21 protein-coding genes and 1 other RNA gene are annotated in these 23715 nt (G+C 69.8%); 15 read left to right on the plus strand and 7 right to left on the minus strand.

Annotation, left to right across the window (positions count from 1 at the left end):
- The first annotated feature begins 397 nt into the window (after positions 1-397).
- Positions 398-874: a pilus assembly protein TadG-related protein gene (locus FSYMDG_RS05510; protein WP_013872606.1), complete on the plus strand. Its 477-nt coding sequence runs from the start codon at positions 398-400 to the stop codon at positions 872-874.
- A gap of 62 nt (positions 875-936) precedes the next feature.
- Here the strand turns inward: FSYMDG_RS05510 and FSYMDG_RS22730 are convergent, their stop codons facing one another.
- From FSYMDG_RS22730 to FSYMDG_RS05525, 3 genes are all read right to left on the minus strand, one after another.
- Positions 937-2733, minus strand: coding sequence for a protein kinase domain-containing protein (locus FSYMDG_RS22730; protein ID WP_131773863.1), 1797 nt, complete (start codon positions 2731-2733; stop codon positions 937-939).
- A 74-nt stretch (positions 2734-2807) separates the two neighbouring features.
- Entirely contained in the window at positions 2808-3902 is a 1095-nt protein-coding gene (gene tnpC, locus FSYMDG_RS05520; RefSeq protein ID WP_013872608.1) for an IS66 family transposase, read from the minus strand.
- Between the two features lie 407 nt (positions 3903-4309).
- Positions 4310-5284, minus strand: a complete 975-nt coding sequence (locus FSYMDG_RS05525) for a hypothetical protein (RefSeq protein WP_013872609.1) — start codon at positions 5282-5284, stop codon at positions 4310-4312.
- A 957-nt stretch (positions 5285-6241) separates the two neighbouring features.
- On the opposite strand from FSYMDG_RS05525, the gene prfB reads away from it, so the two are divergent.
- From prfB to FSYMDG_RS05560, 7 genes are all read left to right on the plus strand, one after another.
- On the plus strand, positions 6242-7342 hold the full coding sequence (gene prfB / locus FSYMDG_RS05530; protein ID WP_013872611.1) for a peptide chain release factor 2: 1101 nt from the start codon (positions 6242-6244) through the stop codon (positions 7340-7342).
- A 230-nt stretch (positions 7343-7572) separates the two neighbouring features.
- On the plus strand, positions 7573-7851 hold the full coding sequence (locus FSYMDG_RS05535; RefSeq protein ID WP_131772225.1) for a hypothetical protein: 279 nt from the start codon (positions 7573-7575) through the stop codon (positions 7849-7851).
- Positions 7852-7878: 27 nt separating this feature from the next.
- Positions 7879-8709, plus strand: coding sequence for a toll/interleukin-1 receptor domain-containing protein (locus FSYMDG_RS05540; protein ID WP_083828152.1), 831 nt, complete (start codon positions 7879-7881; stop codon positions 8707-8709).
- A 314-nt stretch (positions 8710-9023) separates the two neighbouring features.
- Positions 9024-10184, plus strand: a complete 1161-nt coding sequence (locus FSYMDG_RS05545; protein WP_013872612.1) for a TIR domain-containing protein — start codon at positions 9024-9026, stop codon at positions 10182-10184.
- Positions 10185-10263: 79 nt separating this feature from the next.
- Positions 10264-11154, plus strand: a complete 891-nt coding sequence (locus tag FSYMDG_RS05550) for a hypothetical protein (RefSeq protein ID WP_131772226.1) — start codon at positions 10264-10266, stop codon at positions 11152-11154.
- A gap of 326 nt (positions 11155-11480) precedes the next feature.
- A complete protein-coding gene (gene cobA, locus FSYMDG_RS05555) occupies positions 11481-12272 on the plus strand; it encodes a uroporphyrinogen-III C-methyltransferase (protein WP_050803706.1) in 792 nt (263 codons plus the stop codon).
- A gap of 121 nt (positions 12273-12393) precedes the next feature.
- Positions 12394-13710, plus strand: a complete 1317-nt coding sequence (locus FSYMDG_RS05560) for an FUSC family protein (RefSeq protein WP_013872614.1) — start codon at positions 12394-12396, stop codon at positions 13708-13710.
- Between the two features lie 57 nt (positions 13711-13767).
- Here the strand turns inward: FSYMDG_RS05560 and FSYMDG_RS05565 are convergent, their stop codons facing one another.
- Together FSYMDG_RS05565 and FSYMDG_RS05570 are read right to left on the minus strand one after the other, a co-directional pair.
- Complete coding sequence (locus FSYMDG_RS05565; protein WP_237703002.1) at positions 13768-14451, minus strand: AAA family ATPase; 684 nt, start codon at positions 14449-14451, stop codon at positions 13768-13770.
- Positions 14452-14645: 194 nt separating this feature from the next.
- The gene (locus FSYMDG_RS05570; protein ID WP_013872616.1) at positions 14646-15830 is read right to left on the minus strand and encodes a PQQ-dependent sugar dehydrogenase; all 1185 of its coding nucleotides are present in this window, start codon (positions 15828-15830) and stop codon (positions 14646-14648) included.
- 965 nt (positions 15831-16795) lie between these two features.
- On the opposite strand from FSYMDG_RS05570, the gene ftsE reads away from it, so the two are divergent.
- From ftsE to ssrA, 4 genes are all read left to right on the plus strand, one after another.
- Positions 16796-17485 carry a cell division ATP-binding protein FtsE gene (gene ftsE, locus FSYMDG_RS05580; RefSeq protein WP_013872618.1) on the plus strand — a complete coding sequence of 230 codons (690 nt, stop codon included), beginning with the start codon at positions 16796-16798 and terminating at the stop codon, positions 17483-17485.
- 199 nt (positions 17486-17684) lie between these two features.
- Positions 17685-18557 (plus strand): permease-like cell division protein FtsX, encoded by an 873-nt coding sequence (gene ftsX, locus FSYMDG_RS05585; protein WP_013872619.1) that lies wholly within the window; start codon positions 17685-17687, stop codon positions 18555-18557.
- Between the two features lie 140 nt (positions 18558-18697).
- Positions 18698-19177: an SsrA-binding protein SmpB gene (smpB, locus tag FSYMDG_RS05590; RefSeq protein WP_013872620.1), complete on the plus strand. Its 480-nt coding sequence runs from the start codon at positions 18698-18700 to the stop codon at positions 19175-19177.
- 263 nt (positions 19178-19440) lie between these two features.
- Positions 19441-19818, plus strand: a transfer-messenger RNA (tmRNA) gene (gene ssrA, locus FSYMDG_RS24020).
- A gap of 336 nt (positions 19819-20154) precedes the next feature.
- On the opposite strand, the gene FSYMDG_RS25820 is transcribed toward ssrA, so the two are convergent.
- On the minus strand, positions 20155-20316 hold the full coding sequence (locus FSYMDG_RS25820; RefSeq protein WP_013872621.1) for a hypothetical protein: 162 nt from the start codon (positions 20314-20316) through the stop codon (positions 20155-20157).
- Positions 20317-20745: 429 nt separating this feature from the next.
- Entirely contained in the window at positions 20746-21408 is a 663-nt protein-coding gene (locus FSYMDG_RS05600) for a TetR/AcrR family transcriptional regulator (protein ID WP_013872623.1), read from the minus strand.
- Between the two features lie 27 nt (positions 21409-21435).
- On the opposite strand from FSYMDG_RS05600, the gene FSYMDG_RS05605 reads away from it, so the two are divergent.
- The 3 genes from FSYMDG_RS05605 (at position 21436) to FSYMDG_RS26770 (ending at position 23469) form a co-directional block, all read left to right on the plus strand.
- Positions 21436-22359: an alpha/beta fold hydrolase gene (locus tag FSYMDG_RS05605; protein ID WP_013872624.1), complete on the plus strand. Its 924-nt coding sequence runs from the start codon at positions 21436-21438 to the stop codon at positions 22357-22359.
- A gap of 385 nt (positions 22360-22744) precedes the next feature.
- Entirely contained in the window at positions 22745-23161 is a 417-nt protein-coding gene (locus FSYMDG_RS26765) for a hypothetical protein (protein WP_050803340.1), read from the plus strand.
- Positions 23122-23469 carry a hypothetical protein gene (locus tag FSYMDG_RS26770; RefSeq protein ID WP_050803341.1) on the plus strand — a complete coding sequence of 116 codons (348 nt, stop codon included), beginning with the start codon at positions 23122-23124 and terminating at the stop codon, positions 23467-23469. The genes FSYMDG_RS26765 and FSYMDG_RS26770 overlap by 40 nt, the downstream gene beginning before the upstream one ends.
- Positions 23470-23715 lie beyond the last annotated feature (246 nt).

Consider the following 23715-nt stretch of genomic DNA (forward strand, 5'->3'; position numbering starts at 1 on the left):
CGACCCTGGCGGCTGTCCAAGCCGAACTGTAGGTGGAAAACGTTGTTGCGATAACGGTTTCTACCTACAGGTGGGGAAGCTGTAGGTGGAAACCGTCATCGCAACAACCGTTTTCACCTACGGTTCCGCTGCGAGGGCAGGAGCCGGCCGATGAACGCCCACCGTGGGAGCTGACAGCTGACAGCTGACAGCTGACAGCGGGCGGCCAGCGGACGGTGGGCCGGCGGACGTGGTGAGGCCCTGAAGGGACCACCTTGACCGCTTCGGGAGGCTGGGGGCCTACGCTCACCTGTGAGCTGTGTGCGGCGGACCGGACGCGGACAATCGCGGACGTCGCGGGCCCCGATGGCAGCCCGCGGCCCCGGCGGCGCCCGGATACTGACCGAGGGGGATGCGGATGCGCGCTGACCTGCTTGGACGTTCCATGCGCCGGGGGTCGGAAGTCCGTCATAGCCGGGACGAGGGGTCGATTCTGGTTCTTACGCTCGGCTATGTTCTTGCCGCGTTGATGTTGGCGATCGTGGTGACCGACGTGTCCGCGGTGTACCTGGCCAGGCGTTCGCTCGCTTCCGCCGCGGACGGTGCGGCGCTCGCCGCGGCCCAGAGCATCGACGAGACAGCGATCTACACCGCGACGGGGAATCTTCAGCGGCTGCCGTTGGCGGAGGTGGCCGCGACCGTCGCGCAGTACCAGAGCGACGCCGACCCGTCCGGGCGTATGGCGTTGACCGCGCAACTGGTGGATCCGGCGACAGTCCGGGTGACCGGTACCCGCACGGTGACCCTGCCGGTGGTGGCGATCCTGGGGATCGGTCCGCTGACCATCACGGCGAGCGCGGACGCCCAGTCACTCGTCCGCCCACCCGCCCCCTGAAACATCGGCCGACGAGCAGGCGTGGGATCTGGTCTGTCCGGATGTGATCTGGGACAGGAGTTTCATGTGTTCAGGACCTGGAAGGTGGTGACGGCCCGCCTGCCCGTCTGGACGTCCCGTATCGCGACCGTCCACGTACCGAGAGGATCGCCGGTTTCGTAGCTCCAGCGGCCGGTTTTCCGTCCGTTACGGTCCGCCCGGCCGAGCGGGTTGTACGCGCCTGGTTTGGCGATGTTCCGGTCGACGCCGTCCGGGCCGGTGACGAGGGTTTCCACGATGCCTGACGGGCTTGCGCCCGAGGTCAGGAACAACACCGGCTGGCGCAGGGTGCAGGCGGACACCACGCAGTCACGGTCGACACGTACCTGTAGGGAATGGGACGCAGCCGGCACCTGGCCGACGACGGCAGGCCGGCTGCCACGGTCGCTGCCGGAGCCGATGACGCCCGCGGCCCACAGCCCGCCGCCGGCGGCCATACCGCAGGTGAGGACGACAGCGGCCGCGGCCCTCGTGCGGCGCCGACGACGGCGCACGGGGTCGGCCACGGCGTCCCTGTGCTCAGGAGCCTTCCGCTCGTCCCCCCGCTGTTCGTCGTCCTTCCAGCTGGGGGCTTTCCACATCGGAGGATCGGAGAGCAGGAGATCGGGAGATATCGGCGGGCCCGGGGGCGGCAGGGCCCGCACCCGCTCCGCCACGTCCGCGGCGGACGGTCGGCGTTCCGGATCCCGCTCCAGGCAGGCTCTGACGAGTTCCGCCCACGGCGTCGGGATCGCCGGGGCCAGGTGGAGATCCACCAGACCGGCTCCGTAGGCGCGTACCGTTTCGGCCCTGGCGGACGCCGTCGCCCCGGGGAAAGGATGGACACCGTCGGTGAGGACCTGGTGGGCGATCACGCCGAAGGCCCAGATGTCCTGGCTGGTCCGCACCGGGGTGCCGGACGGCGCGAGCCGCTCGTTCCACCATTCCGGCGGCACGTGCTCCCATGATCCGACGCGTGGTGGGGCGTACGCGTGTGTCCCGTCGAGTTCGCTGCTCAGGCCGAAGTCGGCGATACGGGCGTCACCGTCGGTATCGATGAGTATGTTGCCCGGTTTGAGATCCGCGTGCACCCAGCCGGACCCGTGGATGTTGCGCAGGGCTTCCGCGACCCCCAGCAGGATTCCGCGTGGCTCCGCCCGGCGGACGACGTGGGTCGATTCACGGGCCGCGTCGTCCGGGCTGTCGGTGCCGTCGGCGTCCGTGTCGGCGGTGGCCTCGGCTGCTGCGCCTGTTGTGTCCGCCGCGCTCGCTGTGCTGCCCGGTGCCGGCCTCCTGGCCGCGGTCGACCAGCGGTCGGCCAGCGATCCCGCCGCCCGCTCCATGACCAGGCAGACCGCGCCGTCCAGGTGTGGATCATTCGAGCGCAAGGTGATGATCTCGAAGGTGTGAACGATGTTGGGATGGTTGGCGCGGCTGCTGAAACGGACCTCCCGGTCGACGATCGCGGCGAGCATGCCGCGGCGACCTGGCGTGAGCGCCGACGCGGGGAGGAACTTGATGGCCACGTCGTCATCGCGGGCGGTACCGACCGCCCCGTTCGCACCGGTCGTGCCGGCCGCACCGTTCGTGTCTGTCGTACCGGACGCGTCGCCAGCCGCGTCACCGGCCGGGCCGGCCTGGGCAGTCGGCTGCTCCAGCGGCCGTTCCCGCCGCGCGTCTCCTTCGTCGACCCGTCGGGCCGCGTAGACCGAGCCCCAGTTGCCGGTGGCAAGCGGGCCTGTCACCACCCATCGGCCCACCCGCAGGCCCGTGGGCACGTCCACTGCCCAGCCCGTTCCCGGTGGGGAGATGTGACGTGCCGGGACCAGACCGTCAGCCATCCGAACATCCGTCCGGTTGTCCGAATGATCATCCATCTGGGTGTCCATCCGGACGGGCAGCCCGGTGGCTCTGCTCACAGCAGCGCACCGACGGCGGGACGATCGCCTGTCACCCGATCGACACGCCTGCGCGGCGGCAGCAGCGCGAGATGTTCCGGGCCGACGAGCGCGTCGCCTGCCTGGGCGGCCCAGCACCAGGTTCCCGTCGGGGCCGCGTCGACGACGGCCTGTAGTTCGCGCAGCACGTGAGCGACGCACAGCTGGTGGGTGGCGCCGGTGTAGCTGTCGTAGGGGGCCCAGGCGTCGTGGACCACCACCCCACCGAAGGCGGGAAGCACCCCGAGGGCGTCGATCCCGCCGCTGCCGCGGGTGGCATGGCAGTCGATCAGCGTGTACTTGTCGGTGCGGGCGCAGTGCACCCAGTGCAGTTTCCCGGCGACCCGCAGCCCCGTCTCATCGGCCCCGATCACGTCGGCGGCGGCCAGCAGACCCCGGACGGTGTCACGGAAGCCGTCGAGTCCGGCGGCGGCACGGGCGGTCATCGCACCGACCGTGCCCGCCGAGATCGGGATCCCAACCAGCTCGGCCAGCGCGGTCGCGGTCCGCTCCTGCGACAGGAACTGACCGGAATACAGGTAGACCACCGCCGCGGCCACCCGCGGCCCGTACTGCACCGGCGCGTCCACCCGCCGGTGCGCCGCCTTCGTCCGCGTCCCGCAGCCGCACTCCCGCTCGATGAGCTGATGTTCGACCACATGCGGACGTAGTTCGGGCAGGTCGAACACCTGCCGCCGTTCGGTCCGGGTCACAGGCCGGCCCGCAAGCCCCGCCCCGCACCCCGCACACGGCCCCGGCTCATGCCGCAGGCGCACATCAGGCTCAGCGAGCATCCGCAGCGTCGATCCCGGATGCCCGCCCTGCCCACCGGGCCTGCGGCCGGTCTTCTTCCGCAGCGACTTCGGTGGCGGTTTCGCCAGCCCGTCCGAACTCGGTGGCTTCGCCGAGTTCCGCGAGTTCTTCGCGACCTGAGCTTCCAGCTCGGCGATCCGCACCCGCGCCTGTTCCAACGCCGCAGCGGTCTCGACCAGCTGCGCCCGCAGACTCACCACCAGCGCCGCGAGCTCGTCATACGACGGCACCGGCGGCGACGCGGGCGGACCATCCGACACACCCGGACCCTACGGCCCGATCAACCACACAGCACCAACGACCCGGGCCTTCAGGCCATCGAGGAGTCCCAGCCAGCCGGGAAACCAAAAACAAACGATCTACCAGACCTGACCAGTTACGATCCGGTAACAGTCAAAGAGGCTCGCACACCCTGTCGATGACTCCCATATTACTCGATCCGCCACGCGTCTCACCGCGTCGGAAGTGAAGAACGATCCCGCAGCCCCACACCGTGGTCAAAAAACGAAATTATTTTCCGGCAGTTCCCTGCGACCGGTATGACGACGTGCACCCGACAGCGCTGTCGGTGCGTGCCAGCGTCACCGGTGCCGGTATCGGCACCAGCGCCGGCATCGGCACCATGGCGGATGTGGTGGGGCGACGCTGCTTTGGATCCGGGACCGCTTCAGAACCAGGGGGACGTGGTGGCGACCAGGTCGTCCATATCGTGGCCGGTGCGTCTGTTGGCGAGCGCGGAGATGTCGTGCACGAGCCGGGCGACCCATTCCGCGGGCCGTTGCAGGGAGAGGGTCACCGCCCGCGAGGCATGGTGCCTGGCCTCGTAGGGGTCCGGACGCTCGCGGCTGAGCGCGGCCCGAGCCCGCGCCATGTACACCGCGATCACCATCCCGGTCTGCCCGCTGTCGGTGATCAGTTCGGACGCCCGTTCCAGGTGGGGCCCGGCGTCATCGGCGACGCCGACGGTGGTCAACGCTTCGGCGGAGGCGAGCGCGAGGTCGGCGGGGGAGTAGGTGTCGAGCGCGAATCCCGGACGTCCGTGCGCGGAGCTGCCCAGCAGCTCCATGATCTTCCAGGCGTGGGCCACCGAGCGCTGGACCCCGGCGACGTCCCCGACCGCGGCGTACGAGCTGGCCGAGACCTTGCCGGCGACCAGGGCCCGAGCCGGGCTCGTGCCGGCGATACGGCCCGCGGCATCGGCGATCTGCAGCGCCACCGCCGGGTTGTGCTGGCGTATCACCCGGGCGCGGACGGTCAGCGCGCGGCCGGCGAGTGGTCCGTCGCCGGCGGCCCGGGCCACCGTCGCGGCCCGGTCGGCCAGTGACACGGCATGACTGTGGCGGCCCTGGTCGTAGACGGCTCCCGCCATGGTGGTGGTCACGGCCGCGTGCAGCCGCATCCAGTCCAGCGCGACCGACCCCCGCAGCCGCCGCGTGCGCGGCACGGTGCGCATGACCTCTTCCAGGCTTGTCAGGCCGGCGACGATGTCGGTCAGATCGGAGGTCTCGTAGCTGTCCAGCGTCTGCCCCAGGGCCTGTGCACAGGCCTCGTGCAGATCGCTGGTGTTTGCCTGGTCGGTCATGGCGACAATGGGGGCCACAGCGGCTGTGAGTACCCGTCGTCGGTCGGCAGGCTCAGGCATGTCGGCGTCCTTCGGGTGCGTGCGGTCGTATTGCCGTGGTTCTCTTTCCACCCGAAGGGTGACAGGGCGGCGTGAGGCTCCCCGCGCTCACTGGCGCCGATACCGGCAAGCCGTGAAAGGGCACTCGCAACGTCACCACTTCCAGACCGAAGAGGCCGCTCGTTACCAAAGATAGCGTTTCAGAGCGCCTGCCGCTTCCGTGCCGGGATGTGGCGGTGTGTTGTACGTCTCTCGAGAGAGTCTCTGGGGAGAGATTACGCCGCCGGGCCGGTCGCGGCAGAGCGCAGGGCCTGCTGGGGTGAATTACCAGGCTGTAACGTCGTCTTTTTTGCGTAACATTGTTTCCGCATTATTGCGGCCTGCACGCCGATGTTTCCGCCGGATGACGTCGCCTCGGCCGTGGTGGGCCGACAGACGCGGCCGGCGCGGTTTCGCGGCTGGCCATGCTGGGCTGGCCATGCGTCCCATGTCCCTCCCGTGCGCTCCCAGCCGCCTGCTTTCCCCGGGGCCCACCCACGGCCTGCGGCAAGTGGGCGCGGGATGCGCAGGCGGGTACGGGAGACGCGGGGTACAGGAGACACGGGTACGGGAGGCATCCGGTACTCCGGTCGGGACGAGCGACCCGCGACCCGCGGGCGCATGGGCGGGAACCCGGACGGGGAACCCGGCCAGCACCGCGGGCATCGCCCGCGGTGCACGCTACGCCGGCGCACGACCCGTCCCGCGGTTTCCGCCGGCCGAGTTCTCGGATTCTGTCGGGCAGCCCTGTCCGGTGGACGCCTGCTGCCGGCGCTTTCCGCTCGGCGGCCCGTCGACTGGCCGGGTGCCGGTCGGGCACGTCCCATGCCGCCGATGGCCATCGGTGAGCCGTGATCCGTGCCAGGTGGGAAGAGCGGGAAAGGAGAGCCAAGATCTGTACGGGTGAGGGCGGGTGCGGCCGACGGTAAGGTGGGTCTCATGGCCGCCGACATCACCGAGGAGATCAAGGCTCTCGACGCGACGCTTGCCGGCATCGAAGCAGTTCTTGATCTCGATACTCTTCGGCGTCGCGCAGCCGATCTGGAACGCGAAGCGGCCGACCCGCAGCTGTGGAGCGATCAGGACCGCGCTCAGGCCGTGACCAGGCGGTTGTCGTCGGTGCGTGGGGACATCTCGCGGGTCGAGGCACTGCGCAGGCGTCTCGACGACGTCATCGCCGCCCTCGATCTGGGGGATGACGACCTGCTCGCCGAGGCCGCGAACGACCTGCCCACGCTCGCCCGCGACATCTCCGCGCTCGAGGTCCGCACCCTGCTCTCCGGCGAGTACGACGAGCGTGACGCGATCGTCCAGCTCTCGGCCGGCGCCGGCGGCGTGGACGCCGCCGACTGGACCGCGATGCTACTGCGCATGTACCTGCGCTGGGCTGAACGGCACGGATACGCCGCCGAGGTGTTCGACACCTCCGAGGCGGAGGAGGCGGGCCTGAAGTCCGCCACGTTCCAGATCAAGGCACCCTACGCCTACGGGACGCTGCGCAGCGAGCACGGCGTCCACCGGCTCGTGCGGATCAGCCCCTTCGACAACCAGAACAGGCGGCAGACCTCGTTCGCCGGGGTCGAGGTGACGCCCGTGGTCGAGCAGTCCGACCATGTCGAGATCGACGACAAGGAACTGCGGATCGACATCTTCCGGTCGTCCGGGCCGGGCGGGCAGGGCGTCAACACCACCGACTCCGCGGTGCGGATCACCCACCTGCCCACCAACATCGTGGTGACCTGCCAGAACGAACGCAGCCAGCTGCAGAACAAGGCCGCTGCCATGATAGTGCTCCAGGCGAAGCTGCTCGAACGCAGGCGGGCCGAGGAGGCCGCCGAGAAGCAGCGGCTGACCGGCGGCCCGCAGGACGTCTCCTTCGGCTCCCAGATCCGCAACTACGTTCTGCACCCGTACCAGATGGTGAAGGACCTGCGGACCGAGGTCGAGACGTCCGGCACCGCGGCGGTGCTCGACGGCGACATCGACGAGTTCATCGACGCGGAGATCCGCTGGCGGCGGACCACCGAGCAGCAGGGATAGCCACCGGCCGGTATTTTGTCCGTTTGTCCGTTTGTCCGTCTGTCCGCCCGAGGCCGACGTGAGCCGGATCTGGCTCGGGAAGGGCCGCGTCCTGACGTGTGGCGCCGGTACGCGTCCCTGCCATGTGCTGGATATACTCGGATATACATGGCCTGGTGTGTGGCCCCGAGGCGGGTGTGACCGTCCGGTTATTGTGCCGGAGTGCATCCCGATCCGGTTGATGACCGTTGGTGACCGCTGACAGGCGATTGCCTGTTGCGGTGCACGTGGTCTGGCACGGTGGCAGTCTCCTCGGTGAGCATCTTGCCGACGTCGCCTTCAAGTTCCTGTGTGCCGATCCGTGGCGTCCGCGGGTACGGGGTCTCGGCGTGCCGGTCCGTTTCTGGACGTCCGCACCGAATCCGCGGCCGCCCGGACGGGACGATCCGCCGCAGGCCGTCGATCTCGAACGGGCCGAACGCAACATCGTGGTGCTGCTTGTCGACGCGTGGCTGATGAGCGGCGGATGAAACGAGTACGTCACCGAACTCGTCGATATGACATCGACGTCATCTCGTCACTGGCTGTTGCCGGTGCTGCTCACCCGGAAGGTCGACCGGACCTCGTCGATCTCGGACGTGAACTGCCTCAGGCTCTATGAGACAACTCGTGAGCTGCGGGACCAGGTATTCGTGAACAAGATCCTGCACCGGCTTTTCCGGCATGTCACCGACGACGATTCTCCGCTCACCGTGCTGCTCAGCCACGCGTCGACGGACGGTCGGGGCGTGGCGCTGGCCGTGCGCAAGTACCTGCACGAGTGCACGGACGTCGGTGACTTTCTCGACGTGCACAGCATCGCCGCCGGCGAACGGCTTGTCGAGGCGATAGACCGGGCGATTTCCGCGTCGGCGTTCCTGGCGATCGTGACGGACTCCTACAGCTCCCGGGGATGGTGCCGGCACGAGGTCATCAGAGCCAAGCGTGAACTCGGTCCGATCGTCCTGCTGGACGGGGTCGAGGACTGCGACGAGCGTCGCTCACCCTATCTCGGGAACATTCCGGTACTGCGCTGGAAGCCGGACTCGCCGCTCGTCATGGAGCGGCTGCTGGGTCTGCTCCTCGCCGAGTCGTTCCGGCACCGGTATTTTCCCCGCCAGGTGGCCTGGCTGTCCCGGCTGCAGCGGGTCGACCGGCCGTACTACTGCCTTTCCCGGCCGCCCGAGCCGCTCACACTGCTTGAGCTGCGCCGCCGCAGCGGCTCGGTGGAGACGGATCTGACCGTTGTCTACCCCGATCCTCCGCTGGACAGCGAGGAGACGCGACTGCTGCACGAGTTCGAGCCGAGAATGCGGCTGATGACACCGACAATGCTCTTCTCGGCGTAAGCGTGCTGTTCTCGACGCGGCCGGACTGTTTCCGGCGCCGGGGAACGCGTCACGGACAGCAGGCCGGCCCCGGCCCACCGGCCGGGCCACGTGAAATACCCGGGGCGCGTGTCGCGCGTGTGGGGGTGCCGTTCGTATGGACGGGTGACGGACTGGTGCCCGCGCCTGCCGAAGGCCGTTCGCCTGCCGGAGACTGTCGGCCCGGTGGCGGTCATCCCGCCATCGGGCCGGGGCCCGTCACCCCCGCCGTGGTACCGGAATGCGGTCCCGGATTATCGTGCCGGAATGCGTCCCGACCTGACTGACGACCCTTGGTGAGCGCCGCCAGGCGGTCACGGCCGCCCGTCGCCGTACACGTGCTCTGGCGTTCCGGTGGTGATGCGGAGACCCGCCAGCTCGCCGACGCCGTTTTCACACACCTGACGGCCGACCCGTCGCAGCCGACCGCCCGTTCGCTGGGAATTCCGGTGCGTTATTGGTCGGCTGGCGGACCCGTCGACCGCCCGGACGGTCGTGGCGCGCGGTGGGCCGCCGACGTGCCGCCACCTGTCGATCTCAGCCTGGCCGAGCGTAACGTCGTCGTCCTGCTCATCGACAACGCGCTGGTGGGTGCCGGCTGGAACGACTATCTCGCGGAACTGTTGCGTGCTGTCGGCGCCGGACCCGGTAACTGGCTTCTGCCGTTCGCACTCACCTCCAACTTCGCCCGTGTTCCCGTCGCGGTCGATGTCGACGTCGTCGACCTGCACACGCTGCCGGCACATTTTCGTGAGCAGGTCCTCCTGAACCATGTCATCCACCGGGTGTGTCGTCAGGTCGGTGCTTCTGACCCGGTCCGGGTGTTCATCAGCTATGCGTCCGCGGATGGCGGTGCCATTGCCAGGGAGGTGGCCCGGCATCTTCGGTTTGAGACCGATGTCGACGACTTCCTCGACGCGCACCACATATCCGGCGGTGACCCTTTCGCCGATGTTCTTGACGCCGCGGCCACCAGCAGCGCGCTGCTCGCGGTGAACTCGGATTCCTATGGTTCACGGCCATGGTGCCAGCGGGAGTTCCTCGGCGCGAAGCGCGCGTCCATGCCGGTGGTCGTCCTGGACGCGCTCACGGACCGGTCGGTGCGTGCCTTCCCGTATCTCGGCAACGTTCCGACCGTCCGCTGGCATCGTGACTCACGAAGGGTTCTCGACCATCTGGTGGGCGTTCTGCTGACCGAGACGCTCAGGCACCGGTATTTTCCGCTGCGGGCCGCCGAGATGTGCGGCCGGCACGGTGTCGCCCTGCCTTCGTTCCTGCTGGCCCGGCCACCCGAACTGCTGACCCTGCTCGATCTGCCACGGAATTCCGTCGGAGGTGCGGCCCCGGTCGATCTTCTATATCCTGATCCACCGCTGGGTACCGAGGAGAGCCGGGTGCTGGCGAAGCTCGATGGTTCGCTGCGGGCGGTGACACCGACGATGCTGTTCTCGACATGACCGCTGTTCTCGACATGACTTTCGACATGACGGGACCCGTGACGGGACCCGCGGTGACAGAGTGCGCGAGGAGGTTGCTGTGAGCTCGCTCGCGGACATCCGGGTGGCCGTCTCGATCTCGGACAGCCCGGATCTCGCCCGGCGAGGGCTGGGCCTACCGCACCAGCGGCACGCGTTCGTGGAGATCGCACGGCATGTCCTGGCCGCCGGCGGTTCCCTCGCCTACGGCGGTGACCTGCGTGTCGGCGGGTACAGCCGGGTCCTGTTCGATCTCGTCGACACCTACGATCTGCCCGGCCGGCCCGGGCCGGAGCGGGTGACCGACTACCTGGCGTGGCACCTGTTCCTCCGGTTCGGGGTGGACGAACAGGCCGAACTCGTCGATGTCGCGACGGTGGTCGGTGTGCCGCCACCGGCCGACATCAGCCCCGACGACCCTGATCTACGGGACGACCCAGGCGCCACCGGCAACGGTGGTGGCGCGCTGGTGGCACGCTGGAAGCGGGCCCGCGCGCTGACCGCCATGCGTGAGCGCATGGCCGCCGAGACCGACGCGCGGGTGATGCTCGGCGGTGCCGTCGTCGTCGGTACGGGGCTCTATCCGGGCCTGCTGGAGGAGGCCGTGCTCACCCTGCGGGCCGGGCGGCCGCTGTTCCTGCTGGGTGGTTTCGGCGGCTGCACCGAGCGGGTCATCGAGGCCCTCACCGGCGGGCGGCCCCGTGACCTGGAGCTGGACAGTCAGCTCGCGGCCCGTCCGGGATACGCCGAGCTGGTGGCGCAGGCGGCCCGCGCCGGCACGCCTGTCGACTACGACGGCCTGCTTGAGGAACTGCGGGCGGCCGGCCCGCGGGCGCTCGCCAACGGCCTCGACCAGGCCGAGAACGAGGCGCTGTTCACCACGGACGACACCGACGAGATGGTGGCCCTCGTGCTCTGCGGCCTGCGCCGGATCAGCGGGAACCGCGGGTAGGAACCTCGGCTGGGGCAACGGTTCCCATCTACGGACGCGGAAGCCGTAGGTGACAGTCGTTGCCACGGTGACGGAGCCTACCTGCGGCTTTTCCGTGCCGGAGGTCGCACACTCTCATCGTGGGCAGACTCGACACGGAATCACCGGTGACGGCCGGGCATGGCGGCGACGACGGGCATGCGGGGGCCTCTCGCGGGGTAGCCCGTCCGAGCGCGACCGCGGACCAGAACAGGCAACGGAGCAACGGCCAGCACAGGGACCAGGCCCTGGAGTGGGAGCAGGCCCTGGAGCGGGACCAGGAGCGAAAGCAGGGCCAGGAGCGGGACTTGAACGGGGATCGGGAGGCGCGGGCCCGCCACCCGGCGGGCGGCTGGGTGGCGCTCGTCGGCGGCGGTCCGGGGCGGCCCGATCTGATCACCGTCCGGGGCCTGGAGCTGCTGCGCCGAGCGGACGTGGTGGTGGTCGACCGGCTTGCCCCGCGGGCCCTGCTCGACGACTTACAGCCCGAGGTCGAGATCGTGGATGCCGGCAAGGCGCCGCACGGCCACAACCTCACCCAGGAGCAGATCAACCAGGTGATCGTGGAACGCGCCCGACGCGGCCTGGGGGTGGTGCGCCTCAAGGGCGGCGACCCGTTCGTCTTCGGTCGCGGCGGCGAGGAGGCGCTGGCCTGCGCGGCCGCCGGGGTGCCCTGCGAGGTCGTCCCGGGAGTGACCAGCGCGACGGCGGTGCCGGCGCTGGCCGGCATCCCGGTCACCCACCGCGGGATCACCCAGGACGTCACGATCGTGTCCGGTCATGTCGACCCGTCGCATCCGGGCTCGACGGTCGACTGGGATGCCGTGGCGACCGGCCCCGGGACGATCGTCGTCCTCATGGGCATCGGCACGCTGGAGCGGATCACCGCTGAGCTGATCAAGCGCGGGCGCCGGGCGTCGACCCCGACCGCGGTGATCCGCGACGACGGCAGCGGCGATCAACAGGTGGTCACCGGCCCGCTCGCCGACATCCCGGCTCTGGTTGCCCGGGCCGCCATCCAGCCGCCGGCCGTCATCGTCATCGGAGATGTCGTCACGATAAGGAACGAGGTCGACACCTTACGGCAGAAGAAGTCCTGATCCTGCGGCGGCGAGGCCCTGATCCCGTGGCCCCGCGGGGCTGCCCGGCCGGCGTCCGGTCAGGATCACCAGTCCGGCCGCCTCCCGGCCCGGGCCGCCGACCAGAACCGGAGCCACGACGATGACCCAGCACCGGAGTCGACCGGCGACCGCGCTGGCTGCCGGCCCGACAACCACCTCCGAGCTGCCGTCTGGCTCCCAGCCGCCTGACCCCCGATCGTCCGGACCCGGGCCCGCGGCCGGGCCATGGGCAGCCCGGCTGCGGGCGGCCCGGTCATGGTTCGCCCAGGGCCTGCGGCGATTACGCGACTGCGTGGACGCGGTCGCCGAGGCGGGCCTTGCCGTGACCGTGGCCTGGTTGCTGGGCGTGTATCTCATCGGGGACGACCTGCCGTTCTTCGCGCCGGCCGCCGCGCTGATCGTCCTCGGGGTCACCCGCGGGCAACGGCTGCGGCGGGCGCTGGACATCTGGGTCGGGGTCGCGGTGGGCGTGCTGGTCGCCGATGTGATCTCCCATGCCATCGGCCCGGCGAGCGTCTGGTCGGTGGTGGCCGTCACAGTCCTCACCCTGTCCGTGGCCGCCTTCCTCGGCGGCGGGGCGATTCTCGTGGTGCAGTCGGCGGTGTCCGCCATCTATGTCGCCGTGACCACGCCGGTGGACGGCGGTCTCGTCCCCGCCCGGTTCTTCGACGCGCTGGTCGGTGGTGCCGTCGCCATCGCGGTCAACCAGCTGCCGTTGCGGACCGACCCGCTGACCGAGCTGGCCGACGAGTCCGCGCCGGTGTTCGAGCGGCTGGCCGACGTCCTCGACAGCGTCGCGGCCGCGCTGAAAGCAGATGATCACGATGCCGCCAGGCGGGCGCTGGAGGAGGCACGCAGCATCGACTCCGCGGTCGCGGCGTTCCACGGTGCGGTCGCCGTGGCCGAGGAGACGACCCGGTTCACCATCCTGCGCAGGCGCCGCTCGCCGTCGCTGGCGGCATACGGCGAAGTCGCCACGAAGATGGACCACGCGGTGCGCAACGTGCGCGTCCTCGCCCGGTCCGCGGTCATGCTGCTGCGGCTGGGAGCTCCGGCACCGCCGGTGCTCGTCGACGCGGTCAGCCAGCTCGCCGAGGCGGTCCGCGCGCTGGGCGGATACCTGACGGCGCTGGTCGAGGAGCAGGCCGGGGCATATCGGGGCCGCGGCGCGCGGACGCGGGCGCGCACGACAGCCCACCCGGTGACCGACGCGCGGGCCGACGCGCACCGCAGCGCCATGCGGGCCGTCCGGCTGGCCGCGCGGGCGCTGGCACCGGAACAGACGCTGCCCGCCGTGGTGATCGTGGGCCAGGTCCGTTCGGCCGCGGTGGACCTGCTGCTCGGCATGGGCCTTGACTTCGACGAGGTCATGCACGCCACGGACGAGGCACTCGGATTCGCCCCCGACAGCCCATGATCGCGGCCCGCATCGGGTACGCCGGGCGCCATCAGGCGCTATCGGACATCTCGCGGTTCAGTCGAAACGGATCGCGGTCAGGGCGCGTGCGTCGCGACGGTCGAGCACCCGGATCGACGACCAGCCCTCGCGGTACAGCGCCGCCGGGTCCGCGTCGCGCAGCCGGGCCCACGACCGTTCGTGGCGCCGGAACGCGCGGGAACGTACGCTCCGGCCCCGGGCCCGCTGTCCCGCGAGCGCGTCCGCCGACGGTGTGTCGATCAGGATGAGATGGACGGGCCGGTGGCGTAGCCGGGCGAGTCCGGTGATGGCCCGGCGCGCCCACCGCCGCGTCCCGCACTCGTGGACGACGAGGCTCTCGCCGCGCCGGAGCGTCATCCCCGCGATCCGGGCATAGTGCGCGACGTGTACCGCGGGCCGGTAGAGCCGGTACGGCAGGCGCCGCCCGAGCCGGGCCCGTAACGCGGTCCGGATGTCGGCGGAGTCCAGTACCAGCGGCCCGGTGCCCCACGCCTGTGTCCGGGGGTCCGTGCTGCCGCCGAACACGCGCCGGATGAGCGTGCTCTTGCCGGCCCCGGGGATGCCGGCCACGATCAGCACCGTGCCGGTGGGGTAGCGCAGCGTCCAGCCCGCACAGGCCGGATCGCCGGCGGGATCGCCGGCATGCGTGGGCTCGGGCCCGTCGAGGGCGTGGGTGTCACGTTCTGTCATGCCGCGGCCGGTCGTGTCGTGGCCGGTCATGCCATGGTCCGCCGTCTGGGCGCCGGTGCAGTTCTGGCCGGACGCGCTGGTGGGCAGCGTCACGCGGCGGCTGGGCAGCCCTGGTCCGTATCCGCCTGGAGATCCCGACAGTCGGGACGTCATCGGTGAAGCCGGGACGTCATCAGACTGTCCGCCGGGGCCGGTTCATGGTGGCCGGAATCGGTTCGCGGCGATCAGAACGAGGTGAGCCGCAGAATTCTGTCATCGCCGTCACGTGGTGAACCACGTCCATCCGTGTTGCTGGTTGTAATCCACAGTGATCCGTCGGGAGCGGCCACAGCGGTACGCAGGCGCCCGGCTTCGCCATCCAGCAGAGCGTAGGGTGTGCCGGCGCCCTTCCCGTCGAGGGGAACAGCCCAAAGCCGCTCGCCGCGGAGCGCGGCCACATACAGAGTATCGCCGATGACCGCGGCTCCACTCGGGGAGGACTCGGCGGGTTTCCAGGTGACGAAGGGATTGGTGAATCGGTTACCATCGGTGTCACCCCTGCCCTCGACAAGAGGCCATCCGTAGTTGTGCCCGGCCTCGATCAGATTGACCTCGTCGTAGGTGTTCTGGCCGAACTCGGTGGCCCACAGCCGACCGGTGGAGTCCCAGGCCAGGCCCTGGACATTGCGATGGCCGAGGCTGTACACGAGCGAACGCGGGTCGGGGTTGTCGGCCGGCGCCGAACCGTCGGGACGCATCCGCAGAATCTTGCCGTTCAGGCTGGACGCGTCCTGCGCCCTGCTCCTTTCCGAAGCGTCACCCGTACCGGCATAGAGCATGCCGTCGGGCCCGAACGCGATACGTCCACCATTGTGGACCGTGGCCTTCGCGATTCCGGTGAGAATTGGTTCGACGGCCGCGGGTGGTGTATCGCCCAACGGCAGCGGGAATCTCACGATCCGGTTGTCGGTGGCGGTGGTGTAGTAGGCGTATACGAGGTGGTCGGTGACATAGCCGGGGGAGACCGCCAGGCCGAGCAGACCGCCTTCACCGGAGCCGGTCGCGACGTCAGGAATGCGCATGATCTCGGTGGGCGCGCCGCCGTTCGCCGGCACGTGCACGATGCGGCCGCTGTCGCGTTCGGCTACCAGCGCGGAACGATCGGGAAGGAACGCCAGCCCCCAGGGCGCTCGCAACCCGCTGGCAACCGTCTCCGGCCGCTGTGAACCGTTCTGACCGGAGCCGGTGGATGTGACCGCGAGATCGTCCGCCTGGGAGGTGTCGGTCGAGCCGCAGCCGGCAAGGACGATGCCGGCCAGCCCGACAAGAGCTACAGCCATGCGGGCGAGCAGGGTGCCGCGGATGGGACCATGACCGCCCGCCGCTCGGTCGGCGCGGCCGCGCGGCCGCAGCATGCTGACAGACGGCATCTGCTCTCCTCACGGTCGACGTCCTGACAGCCGGGCCGGCGACGGTGCGTCGCATCCGGTGCGGGCTACCCGTCCAACGTTCCGCTCACGCTGTGCGTGCCTCGGTGTGCGTGCCTTGGAACGCACGGGCGCCGAGCGGGGGCAGGGCAGCCCAGCTCCCGGCTCAGCCGTGGTGGGCGGCCAGCAGGGCGAGCATCAGGAGTACCGCCACAACAGCGATCAGCAGCTGCGGAGTGATCGTGAAGGATGCGTGGTGCATCGAGTCACGGGCCGACCGGCAGGACGGGCACCGAGCCTCGGCCACTGGTCCGGCGCATCGGGCGCATACCAGGTCCTCGCAGCACATGCCGTCGACCTCCCTTGCGTCCGGTTGCCCTGCATCCGGCTGCCTTGCGTCCGGCTGGCGAGCGATGGTGACGAACAGCCGGCCGCCGCGTGCACGGCCTGCCTGCCCCGCCTAATGTCTGCCCCGCCCAATGTCTGGCGGTCAAAGAAAGTTCCACTATCGGACGAGCGATCGACCCTGTCCACTTACCCGCTCACCGGATGCTCGTTCGCACCGGCGGTGGCAGTGCGGGCCGTGACCAGAACACGGTCAAAATGTGACCGATTCGCGGTCGGTCGTGGCCAGGTCAGAGCCGAGCCGTGGCCGGAGTGTGATCGTCCATGCCGTCGCGTGTCCCGTCGGCGCGCGCCGCGCAGCAGCATGTCGACATCCAGACATGTGCGTTGGGTAACTACGGGGGGATCTTGCCTTAGTATCGATCGATGACTCAGGGTATCTATATGGATGCTTTCTGCTTAAAGGACATGCGATCATGACTTTGGGTGAAGGGACGGGCGCGATGGTGGAGCCGTCGCGCCCTGGAGATCGCCTCGCCGGTGGTCGGGGAACCCGCATGCCCGAAGCCAGGAGCGGGCGCGGCAGTGCACCCGCGGATCCGCGGAAGCCGGGGACATCCGCGATGATACGTATGATATCCGTTACCAAGAGTTACCACAGCGGCACGCGGCCCGCCCTGGACGACATCAACCTCGAGATCGGAGCGGGGGAGTTCGTCTTCCTGGTCGGCCCGTCCGGCTCGGGAAAGTCCACTTTGCTGCGTCTGCTGCTGCGGGAGGAGCGGCCCACCTCCGGGGTGGTCGAGTTCGCAGGCCGTGACGTTGCGAGCATCCCCGACCGTCGGGTACCGCTGCTGCGCCGCCAGGTCGGCTGTGTCTTCCAGGACTTCCGGCTGCTTGCGGACCGGACCGCCGCGGGCAACGTCGCCTTCGCCATGGACGTCACCGGCCGTCCGCGGCACGTGGTCCGTACGGTCGTACCCGAAGTGCTCGACCTGGTCGGGCTCGCCGGCAAGGAGAACCGCTACCCCGACGAGCTCTCCGGTGGTGAACAGCAACGGGTCGCGGTGGCCCGGGCCCTGGTCGCGCGTCCCCAGGTGCTGCTCGCCGACGAACCCACCGGCAATCTCGACCCGGCCACCGGAGCCGGGATCATGAACCTGTTGGGAGCGATCAACCGGGTGGGAACGACCGTCGTCATGGCCACCCACAACGCCGCCCTGGTGGACACCATGCGCCGACGGGTCGTCGAGCTCGAGCACGGGACGCTCGTGCGTGACCAGGCATCCGGCGGCTACGAGCCAACCCTCTGACGCCGTGACCAGCAAGCCCGGCGGGACCGGCGAACCTGGTAGGCCCGACAGGCCCGACAGGCCCGACAGGCCCGACAGGCCCGACAGGCCAGGCAGGTCGGGCAGGAAGAACAGGACTGACAGCGCGGGCGGGCCCGGTGGGTTCTGGAGGCTCTGGCTTCCCAGGCCGCCGGCCGGCGGCAACGAGGACATGACCGGGATGCGCGCCGGGGCGTTGCTCGCAATCGGCGTCACCAGCCTGCGGCGTAACCTGGCGACATCCGTCGCGGTGATCGTTACTGTGACCATCTGCCTGACCCTGCTCGGCGCCGGGCTGCTGCTGCGGGCCCAGGTCCACACCGTCGACGGCTTCCTGCTGGACCGCATCCAGGTCGTCATCGACCTCGACGACGACATCTCCGGTGCCGAACGCGACACCCTCGCGGCCGACCTGCGTGCCGACCCCCTGGTGCAGAACGTCCGCTACGAGGACAAGGCGCAGGCGTTCGCGCGTTTCAGACACGACTTCCGCAACTCGCCCGACATCGTCAGCGGGGTGAGCGTGACGGACCTGCCCGCTTCGTTCCGTCTCACGCTCGCCGACCCGCGCCGCGCCGGCGAGATCATTACCTATTACACCGGACGGGACGGGGTCGACCGGGTCCGTGATCAACGTGCTCTGCTCGCTCTGCTCTACCGGATCCTGGACGCCTGCACGATCGGGGCGTTCGCGCTCGCCGCCGTCCAGGCGCTGGCCGCGTTCGCGCTGATCTACACGATGATCCGGGTTTCCGCGCACGGCCGGCGGCGGGAAACCGCGATCATGCGCCTGGTGGGGGCGACGAACGGGACGATCCGGGCCCCGTTCGTGCTGGAGAGCGCCGTCGCCGGGATGGCCGGCGGCCTGTTCGCCGCGGCCGCGCTGATTGCGAGCAAGATCTACCTCGTGGACCACCGGTTCGCCCGCCAGACCGCGTTTCCGCTTTTCGGCTGGGAGGCGGTGTGGGCTGCCGCGGTCGGCGTCCTGCTGATCGGCACCGGGGCGTCCGCGGCGATGGCTTTTGTCGCGCTGCGCCGCCACCTGCACGTTTAGGTAGCGGGCTGGAAGGCTGGCCGACCCTCAAGGGGTCGCCGGACGGCCGGCGGCGGCATGATCGCTGTGCTTCCGCGTGGCCGGTCGGCGGCGGCGTAACCTCGGTGGAACCTGGTAGGAAAGAATGAGGTACCCCGAACGTGGCCAAGGAGACCGGCCGGAAGCTGGTTGCGCAGAACCGGCGCGTCCGGCACGACTACACCATCCTCGACACCATCGAGGCCGGGATCGTGTTGCAGGGCACCGAGGTGAAGTCGCTGCGCGCGGGCCGGGCATCCCTGGTGGATGCCTTCGCGCAGATCAGCGACGGGGAGGCGTGGCTGCACGGCGTGCACATCCCCGAGTACACCGAGGGCACGTGGACGAACCATGCCCCGCGGCGGCGTCGCAAGCTGCTGCTGCACCGTGACGAGATCGCCAAGCTGGTCGGTAAGACCCGGGAGGGTGGCCTCACCCTCGTCCCGCTGGCCCTGTACTTCAAGGACGGCCGGGCCAAGGTGGAGATCGCGCTGGCCCGGGGCCGCAAGACCTACGACAAGCGCCATGCGCTCGCCGAACGGGACGCGTCACGCGAGGTCTCCCGGGTCCTGGGACGGCGGGCCAAGGGCCGCGAGGACTGAATCCTCGCCGGCCGGATCCCCGCGCGATCCGTGCCACCGCGAACTGGTCGACGTGCCTGCCCGGCCGCGTACCCGAACCGAGTGGTGTCCCCGAACTTCAGCGGTCTGCCGACGGGAACACGGGCGGCGTGTTCGACGTTGGCCAGATGGGTCGCCATACGGTGGCTCGGGTAGGATGGTTCCGGTACCAGTATCGACTAGCACGTCGTGAGTTCACACTGTGAGTTCACGCTGTGAGTTCACGCTGTGAGCGCACATGACACGGGGGTGACCGGTTTCGACTTCGGACGTCGGGATAGGGGAAGCGGGCCGAGGATGAGCGGTTATCTCGTAAACGATCCGCTCGAAGAAACAACTGCCAACAAGTCGCAGTCTGCTACACCCCGCACTTTCGCCCTCGCGGCCTGAGCGGGATCAAGTAGCCGTCAGCCTGAGAGTGCCTCCGGCTCAGGATCTGGCGTCGCCAGGAGGATCACCTTCTGATTCGGTCACGGGATCGGCAAGGAACACCTCACAGTGACTGAGCCCACACCGGCTTGCCTGCGTGACCGGTGGGGCTGAGAAACAACAAGCAGGCTGCGCCCGGAGAAGCCCTGTTGCGGGGCCGGAGGACGCGGGTTCGATTCCCGCCACCTCCACGAGCTGGCCCGCCGTGGTCGCTGGACTCCGTCCAGCTTCCCGGCGGGCCGCGATGTTTTCCGGGAAGTCGCCCCCGATCCCCCCGACGTCGAGGACAGGCCGTCCTCGACGTGTCGGCTGGCCATGACTGTGCGTGTGGCGGTGGCTGGCAGTCGTGGCGATGCCGGCAACGACGGCCGGTCCGAGACCGATCGGACGGTTGATCATCTGGCTGGTGTCGTCCCGGCTCACAGGGCGCCGTCGGGTAGGTCGTCGACCACGGAGAAGATCGCATGGGCGGCTTTGATCCATCCGCGGGCTTCGGCCCGGCACACGTCGTCCAGTGCGGGGTCCGCGGCCTACGCGCGCATGGCCGAGGTCTCGCTGAGGATGTCGTGGAGTCGGCTGAGCGCGATCAGTTCCCGGTCGGTCTTCGGATCCAGGCCGAGGTTGATGACCGGCCCGTCGGGGCCGTCGATGACGCCTTCGTCGTCGTCGAATGGGAACGGGATCGCGCTCATCGGCTTCCTCCGGTCTGGTGGAGTTGCGCGTTCATCTGGGCCCGCGCCAACGCGGACGTGGCCGGGCACCGTCCAGCCATGCCCGGACTATGGCCCGCTCGCCGGCCGGCAGGGTGGTACCGGCTGCTGCCCACGCGAAGGTCTGCATCTGATATGCGAATGTATGTTCGACAGTGGCGGCAATCAACCCCGCGTCCGCGGCGGGATCCAAGGAGATGATCGGCTCGGCGCTCACCGGGTCACCTCCACCGCGGTGCGGATGATCCGGCCACCCGCGATCGGCCCTGCCCGTGCTTTCGACAGGCTCGATTCCCGCCACCTCCACGAGCTGGTGTCGGCTGCTTGCTGGCCTTTGGTCAGCTTTGCCGGAAGCTGCGATGTCCACCCCCCGGGGGCGATCCGTCTTCTCATGTCCTGTCGCCGGGGCACCTATTGTTCGATGGGCTCGCTGGTCGGGTTGCCGGCGGGGGGCTGGTGCATGCCGTGGGCTGGCGGGCTGAGCAGTCGGTCGAGGTAGCCGGCGAGTACGCGGCGGGCGTCGTGGGCCGATCTGGTTCCGGCGAGGACGGCGTTGCCGAGTCCGACGGTTATCGCAAGCAGGGCCACCGCCTCGTCGGCGAGGTTCGTGTGGGGCGGGAGGTGCCCGGCTGCCTGGCAGGCGCGCAGTTGTTCGACGAGCCAGGTCGCGAGGATGTCGGGGTCGTTGCCGTAGGGCTGCGCGGCCAGGGTGGGCTCGGTGAGGGCGAGGGCGAAGTACTGGTTGTAGACGAGGTATAGGAGTCGGCAGTCCTCGTCGAGGGGCAGGGTCGTCAGCAGGACGAGCTCGATGCGGTCGCGACCGGACGGTGTCGCGGCCGCATCGGTGAGGCGGATGGCCACCCGTTGGCCGAACTGCTCGCCGACCCGGCGCAGCCCGAACAGCAGCAGCTGCTCCTTGGTCTCGAAGTAGTACTGGATCAGCCGTACCGACACGCCGGCCTCGGCCGCGACCTCCCGGAACCCGGCGTTGTGCAGCCCGCGGGTGGCCGCAACGCGCAGCAGGGCGTCGGCGATCTGTCGGCGGCGGACGTCGTGGTCGACTCGTTTCGGCATAACTCCTTCTCGTGATACAACCGTACCATGAAAGCGGCGGAGGACCCGACGGCCGGCCGGTTCCGCAGCGACGCGCTGCGCGACCGCTTTCTCGCCGCCTACGAGGCGGCGTTCACCCTGTGGCCGACACCCTGGACCGAAGACGACGTCGAGACCGATTTCGGCACCACCCATGTGCACTGCTATGGGCCCACCGAGCCAGCAGCCGCCGAGCGGGACGGTGTGCCCGTCGTGCTGCTGCACGGCGCGAACTCCAACGCGGTCCAGTGGTATCCGTTCGTCGCCGCCCTCGGCGCGCGGCGCCCCGTCATCGCTCTCGGCACGCTGGGAGATCCCGGTCGCAGCGCCGCCCGGGTGCCGATCCACGAACCGGCGACCAGCGCCGCCTGGCTGGACCAGACCCTCAAGGGCCTTGGCGTCGACCGGGCGCACCTGATCGGGCACTCCTACGGCGGCTGGCTGGCGCTCAACCAGGCCCTGCACGCCGCGGACCGGCTCGTCAGCATCGTGGCGCTCGACCCGGGAGGGCTGGAGAAGGTCGGCGCCCGCTTCATCTGGATGATGTACCTCAACGGCCTGGCCGGGCTGACCCCGGCACCGGTCCGCCGGCGGCTCGCGGTGCGGCTGGACAACCCGGTCCTGCTCGTGCCCGAGTTGAAGAAGGTCCTGCTGACCGGCGCGTGGGCGTTCCGCACCCGGCGACCGGCACCCAGGCCGCTGACCGACAGCGACCTGCGGTCCATCCACACCCCGGCCCTGGTCCTCATCGGCGCACGCAGCCCGCTGCTGCATCCCGAGCGTGCCCGAGCACGGGTTGGACTGATGCTGTACGGCCACGCCGAGATCCTCCCCGGCGTCGGGCACGGACCCGGCTTCGAACACGGCAGCGACGTCGACGACCGCCTGCTCGCCTTCCTCGACGCCACCCAGAACGACGCGGCGCACCGATAGCTCCCGACCGTCCCGTCGCCTGCGAGAACGACGGTGCCGATCAGGCGGCGGCGGGTGGCGGGAACGGCGGGGAGGATGACCTCAGCGCTCTGATCCGTCTGACGGCCGCGGCCGTGGGTGAGAACACCGTGTCCGCCGTGGACACGCTCTACGACCTGGCCGGGACGGAGTTCCCGGTATGCCGCCAGCCGGCTGGACCGCTGTTTCCTTGACATCCACACGGTGGCCAAGCACATCACGCTCGCGCGGACGAATTTCGAGATGGTCGGGCAGAGTACCTTCTGGGCGGGCCGCTCCTGATGCGACGGTGATCTCATGGCGGAGACAGGCGACCGGGGATCCGCCGGGAAGCGGCCAGCCCGGCGGACCCGCATCCAGGCCCCGCGTGGTCGACGGCCTGCTCATCCCGGCGGCACCGACGTTCCTGTTCGATCCCCGCCGCCTTCGCCAGCAACTGGAGCTGGTCGGATACCGGGACGGCGCGGACGACAACTATGCGCAGCAGGTCCGCGACATTCAGGCGCTCGTCCGCGGCGATTACCGCACCCCCGGCGGTGTGCACCTGCGGGCGCCCGCCGCGGAGGGCGTCGACGCGCAGTTGTGGATCTGCGCGGTGAGGGCCGGCGAAAGCGCGCGGACCGCTGGCGAGCTGGGGCTGCCACTGGCCGCCAACTACCATTCGATGCCGTCCGCCGTGCTTGACACGGTCGCGGCCTACCGGCCGCCTTCCGGCCGTCGCGGACACTGCGGGAGCCGTATGTCATGGTTTCCGCGGACGTCGTCGTCGCCGAGGACGCCGTAGCCGCCCGCCGGCTGGCCAGCGGCTACGGCGCGTGGGCGGCCAGTATCCGCCGAGGCGAGGGCATCACCTCATACCTCACACCAGCCGAGGCGGCGGCCTACCCGTGGACGGAACAGGAGCGCGCGACCGTCGCGGACAGGATCGACACCCAGCTCGTCGGCTCGCCCGCGACCGTCGTCCGCGGCCTGCGCACGCTGTGTGACGTAACCGGGGCCGACGAACTGCTCATCACCACGGTCACCCACGATCACACCGACCGGGTCCGATCCTACGAACTGCTCGCCCATGCCTGGTCGCAACCCACCTGACGGAAGCCACCCGGGTGACTTCCACCCCTTTCCCGGGGTGCTGCCCCGGGGTGCTGCTCCGGGGTGCTGCTCCGGGGTGCTGCCGCGATCTCGTCGTCCGGTTGTCGCACCCGGCCGCGGATCAGAGGGTTCCAGCTGAGATCTTGGTTGGTTCGACCAGCGTGGTGAGCGGAGCGCTGCTGGCGAGACGGCGGTGACCTGGCCGGGCTGTCTCGGTGCGACGGAGTGTTCCGCGTTGCCGGCAGG

The organism is Candidatus Protofrankia datiscae (assembly GCF_000177615.2).
Lineage (GTDB): Bacteria > Actinomycetota > Actinomycetes > Frankiales > Frankiaceae > Protofrankia > Protofrankia coriariae.

Bases quoted from the DNA above. Each gene is read 5' to 3' on its own strand.
- FSYMDG_RS05510 (WP_013872606.1), top strand. From the start codon at position 398: ATGCGCGCTGACCTGCTTGGACGTTCCATGCGCCGGGGGTCGGAAGTC.
- FSYMDG_RS22730 (WP_131773863.1), bottom strand. From the start codon at position 2,733: ATGGCTGACGGTCTGGTCCCGGCACGTCACATCTCCCCACCGGGAACG.
- FSYMDG_RS05525 (WP_013872609.1), bottom strand. From the start codon at position 5,284: ATGCCTGAGCCTGCCGACCGACGACGGGTACTCACAGCCGCTGTGGCC.
- prfB (WP_013872611.1), top strand. From the start codon at position 6,242: ATGGCCGCCGACATCACCGAGGAGATCAAGGCTCTCGACGCGACGCTT.
- FSYMDG_RS05540 (WP_083828152.1), top strand. From the start codon at position 7,879: ATGACATCGACGTCATCTCGTCACTGGCTGTTGCCGGTGCTGCTCACC.
- FSYMDG_RS05560 (WP_013872614.1), top strand. From the start codon at position 12,394: ATGACCCAGCACCGGAGTCGACCGGCGACCGCGCTGGCTGCCGGCCCG.
- FSYMDG_RS05565 (WP_237703002.1), bottom strand. From the start codon at position 14,451: ATGACCGGCCACGACACGACCGGCCGCGGCATGACAGAACGTGACACC.
- FSYMDG_RS05570 (WP_013872616.1), bottom strand. From the start codon at position 15,830: ATGCCGTCTGTCAGCATGCTGCGGCCGCGCGGCCGCGCCGACCGAGCG.
- ftsE (WP_013872618.1), top strand. From the start codon at position 16,796: ATGATACGTATGATATCCGTTACCAAGAGTTACCACAGCGGCACGCGG.
- ftsX (WP_013872619.1), top strand. From the start codon at position 17,685: ATGCGCGCCGGGGCGTTGCTCGCAATCGGCGTCACCAGCCTGCGGCGT.
- FSYMDG_RS25820 (WP_013872621.1), bottom strand. From the start codon at position 20,316: ATGAGCGCGATCCCGTTCCCATTCGACGACGACGAAGGCGTCATCGAC.
- FSYMDG_RS05600 (WP_013872623.1), bottom strand. From the start codon at position 21,408: ATGCCGAAACGAGTCGACCACGACGTCCGCCGCCGACAGATCGCCGAC.
- FSYMDG_RS05605 (WP_013872624.1), top strand. From the start codon at position 21,436: ATGAAAGCGGCGGAGGACCCGACGGCCGGCCGGTTCCGCAGCGACGCG.
- FSYMDG_RS26770 (WP_050803341.1), top strand. From the start codon at position 23,122: ATGGTTTCCGCGGACGTCGTCGTCGCCGAGGACGCCGTAGCCGCCCGC.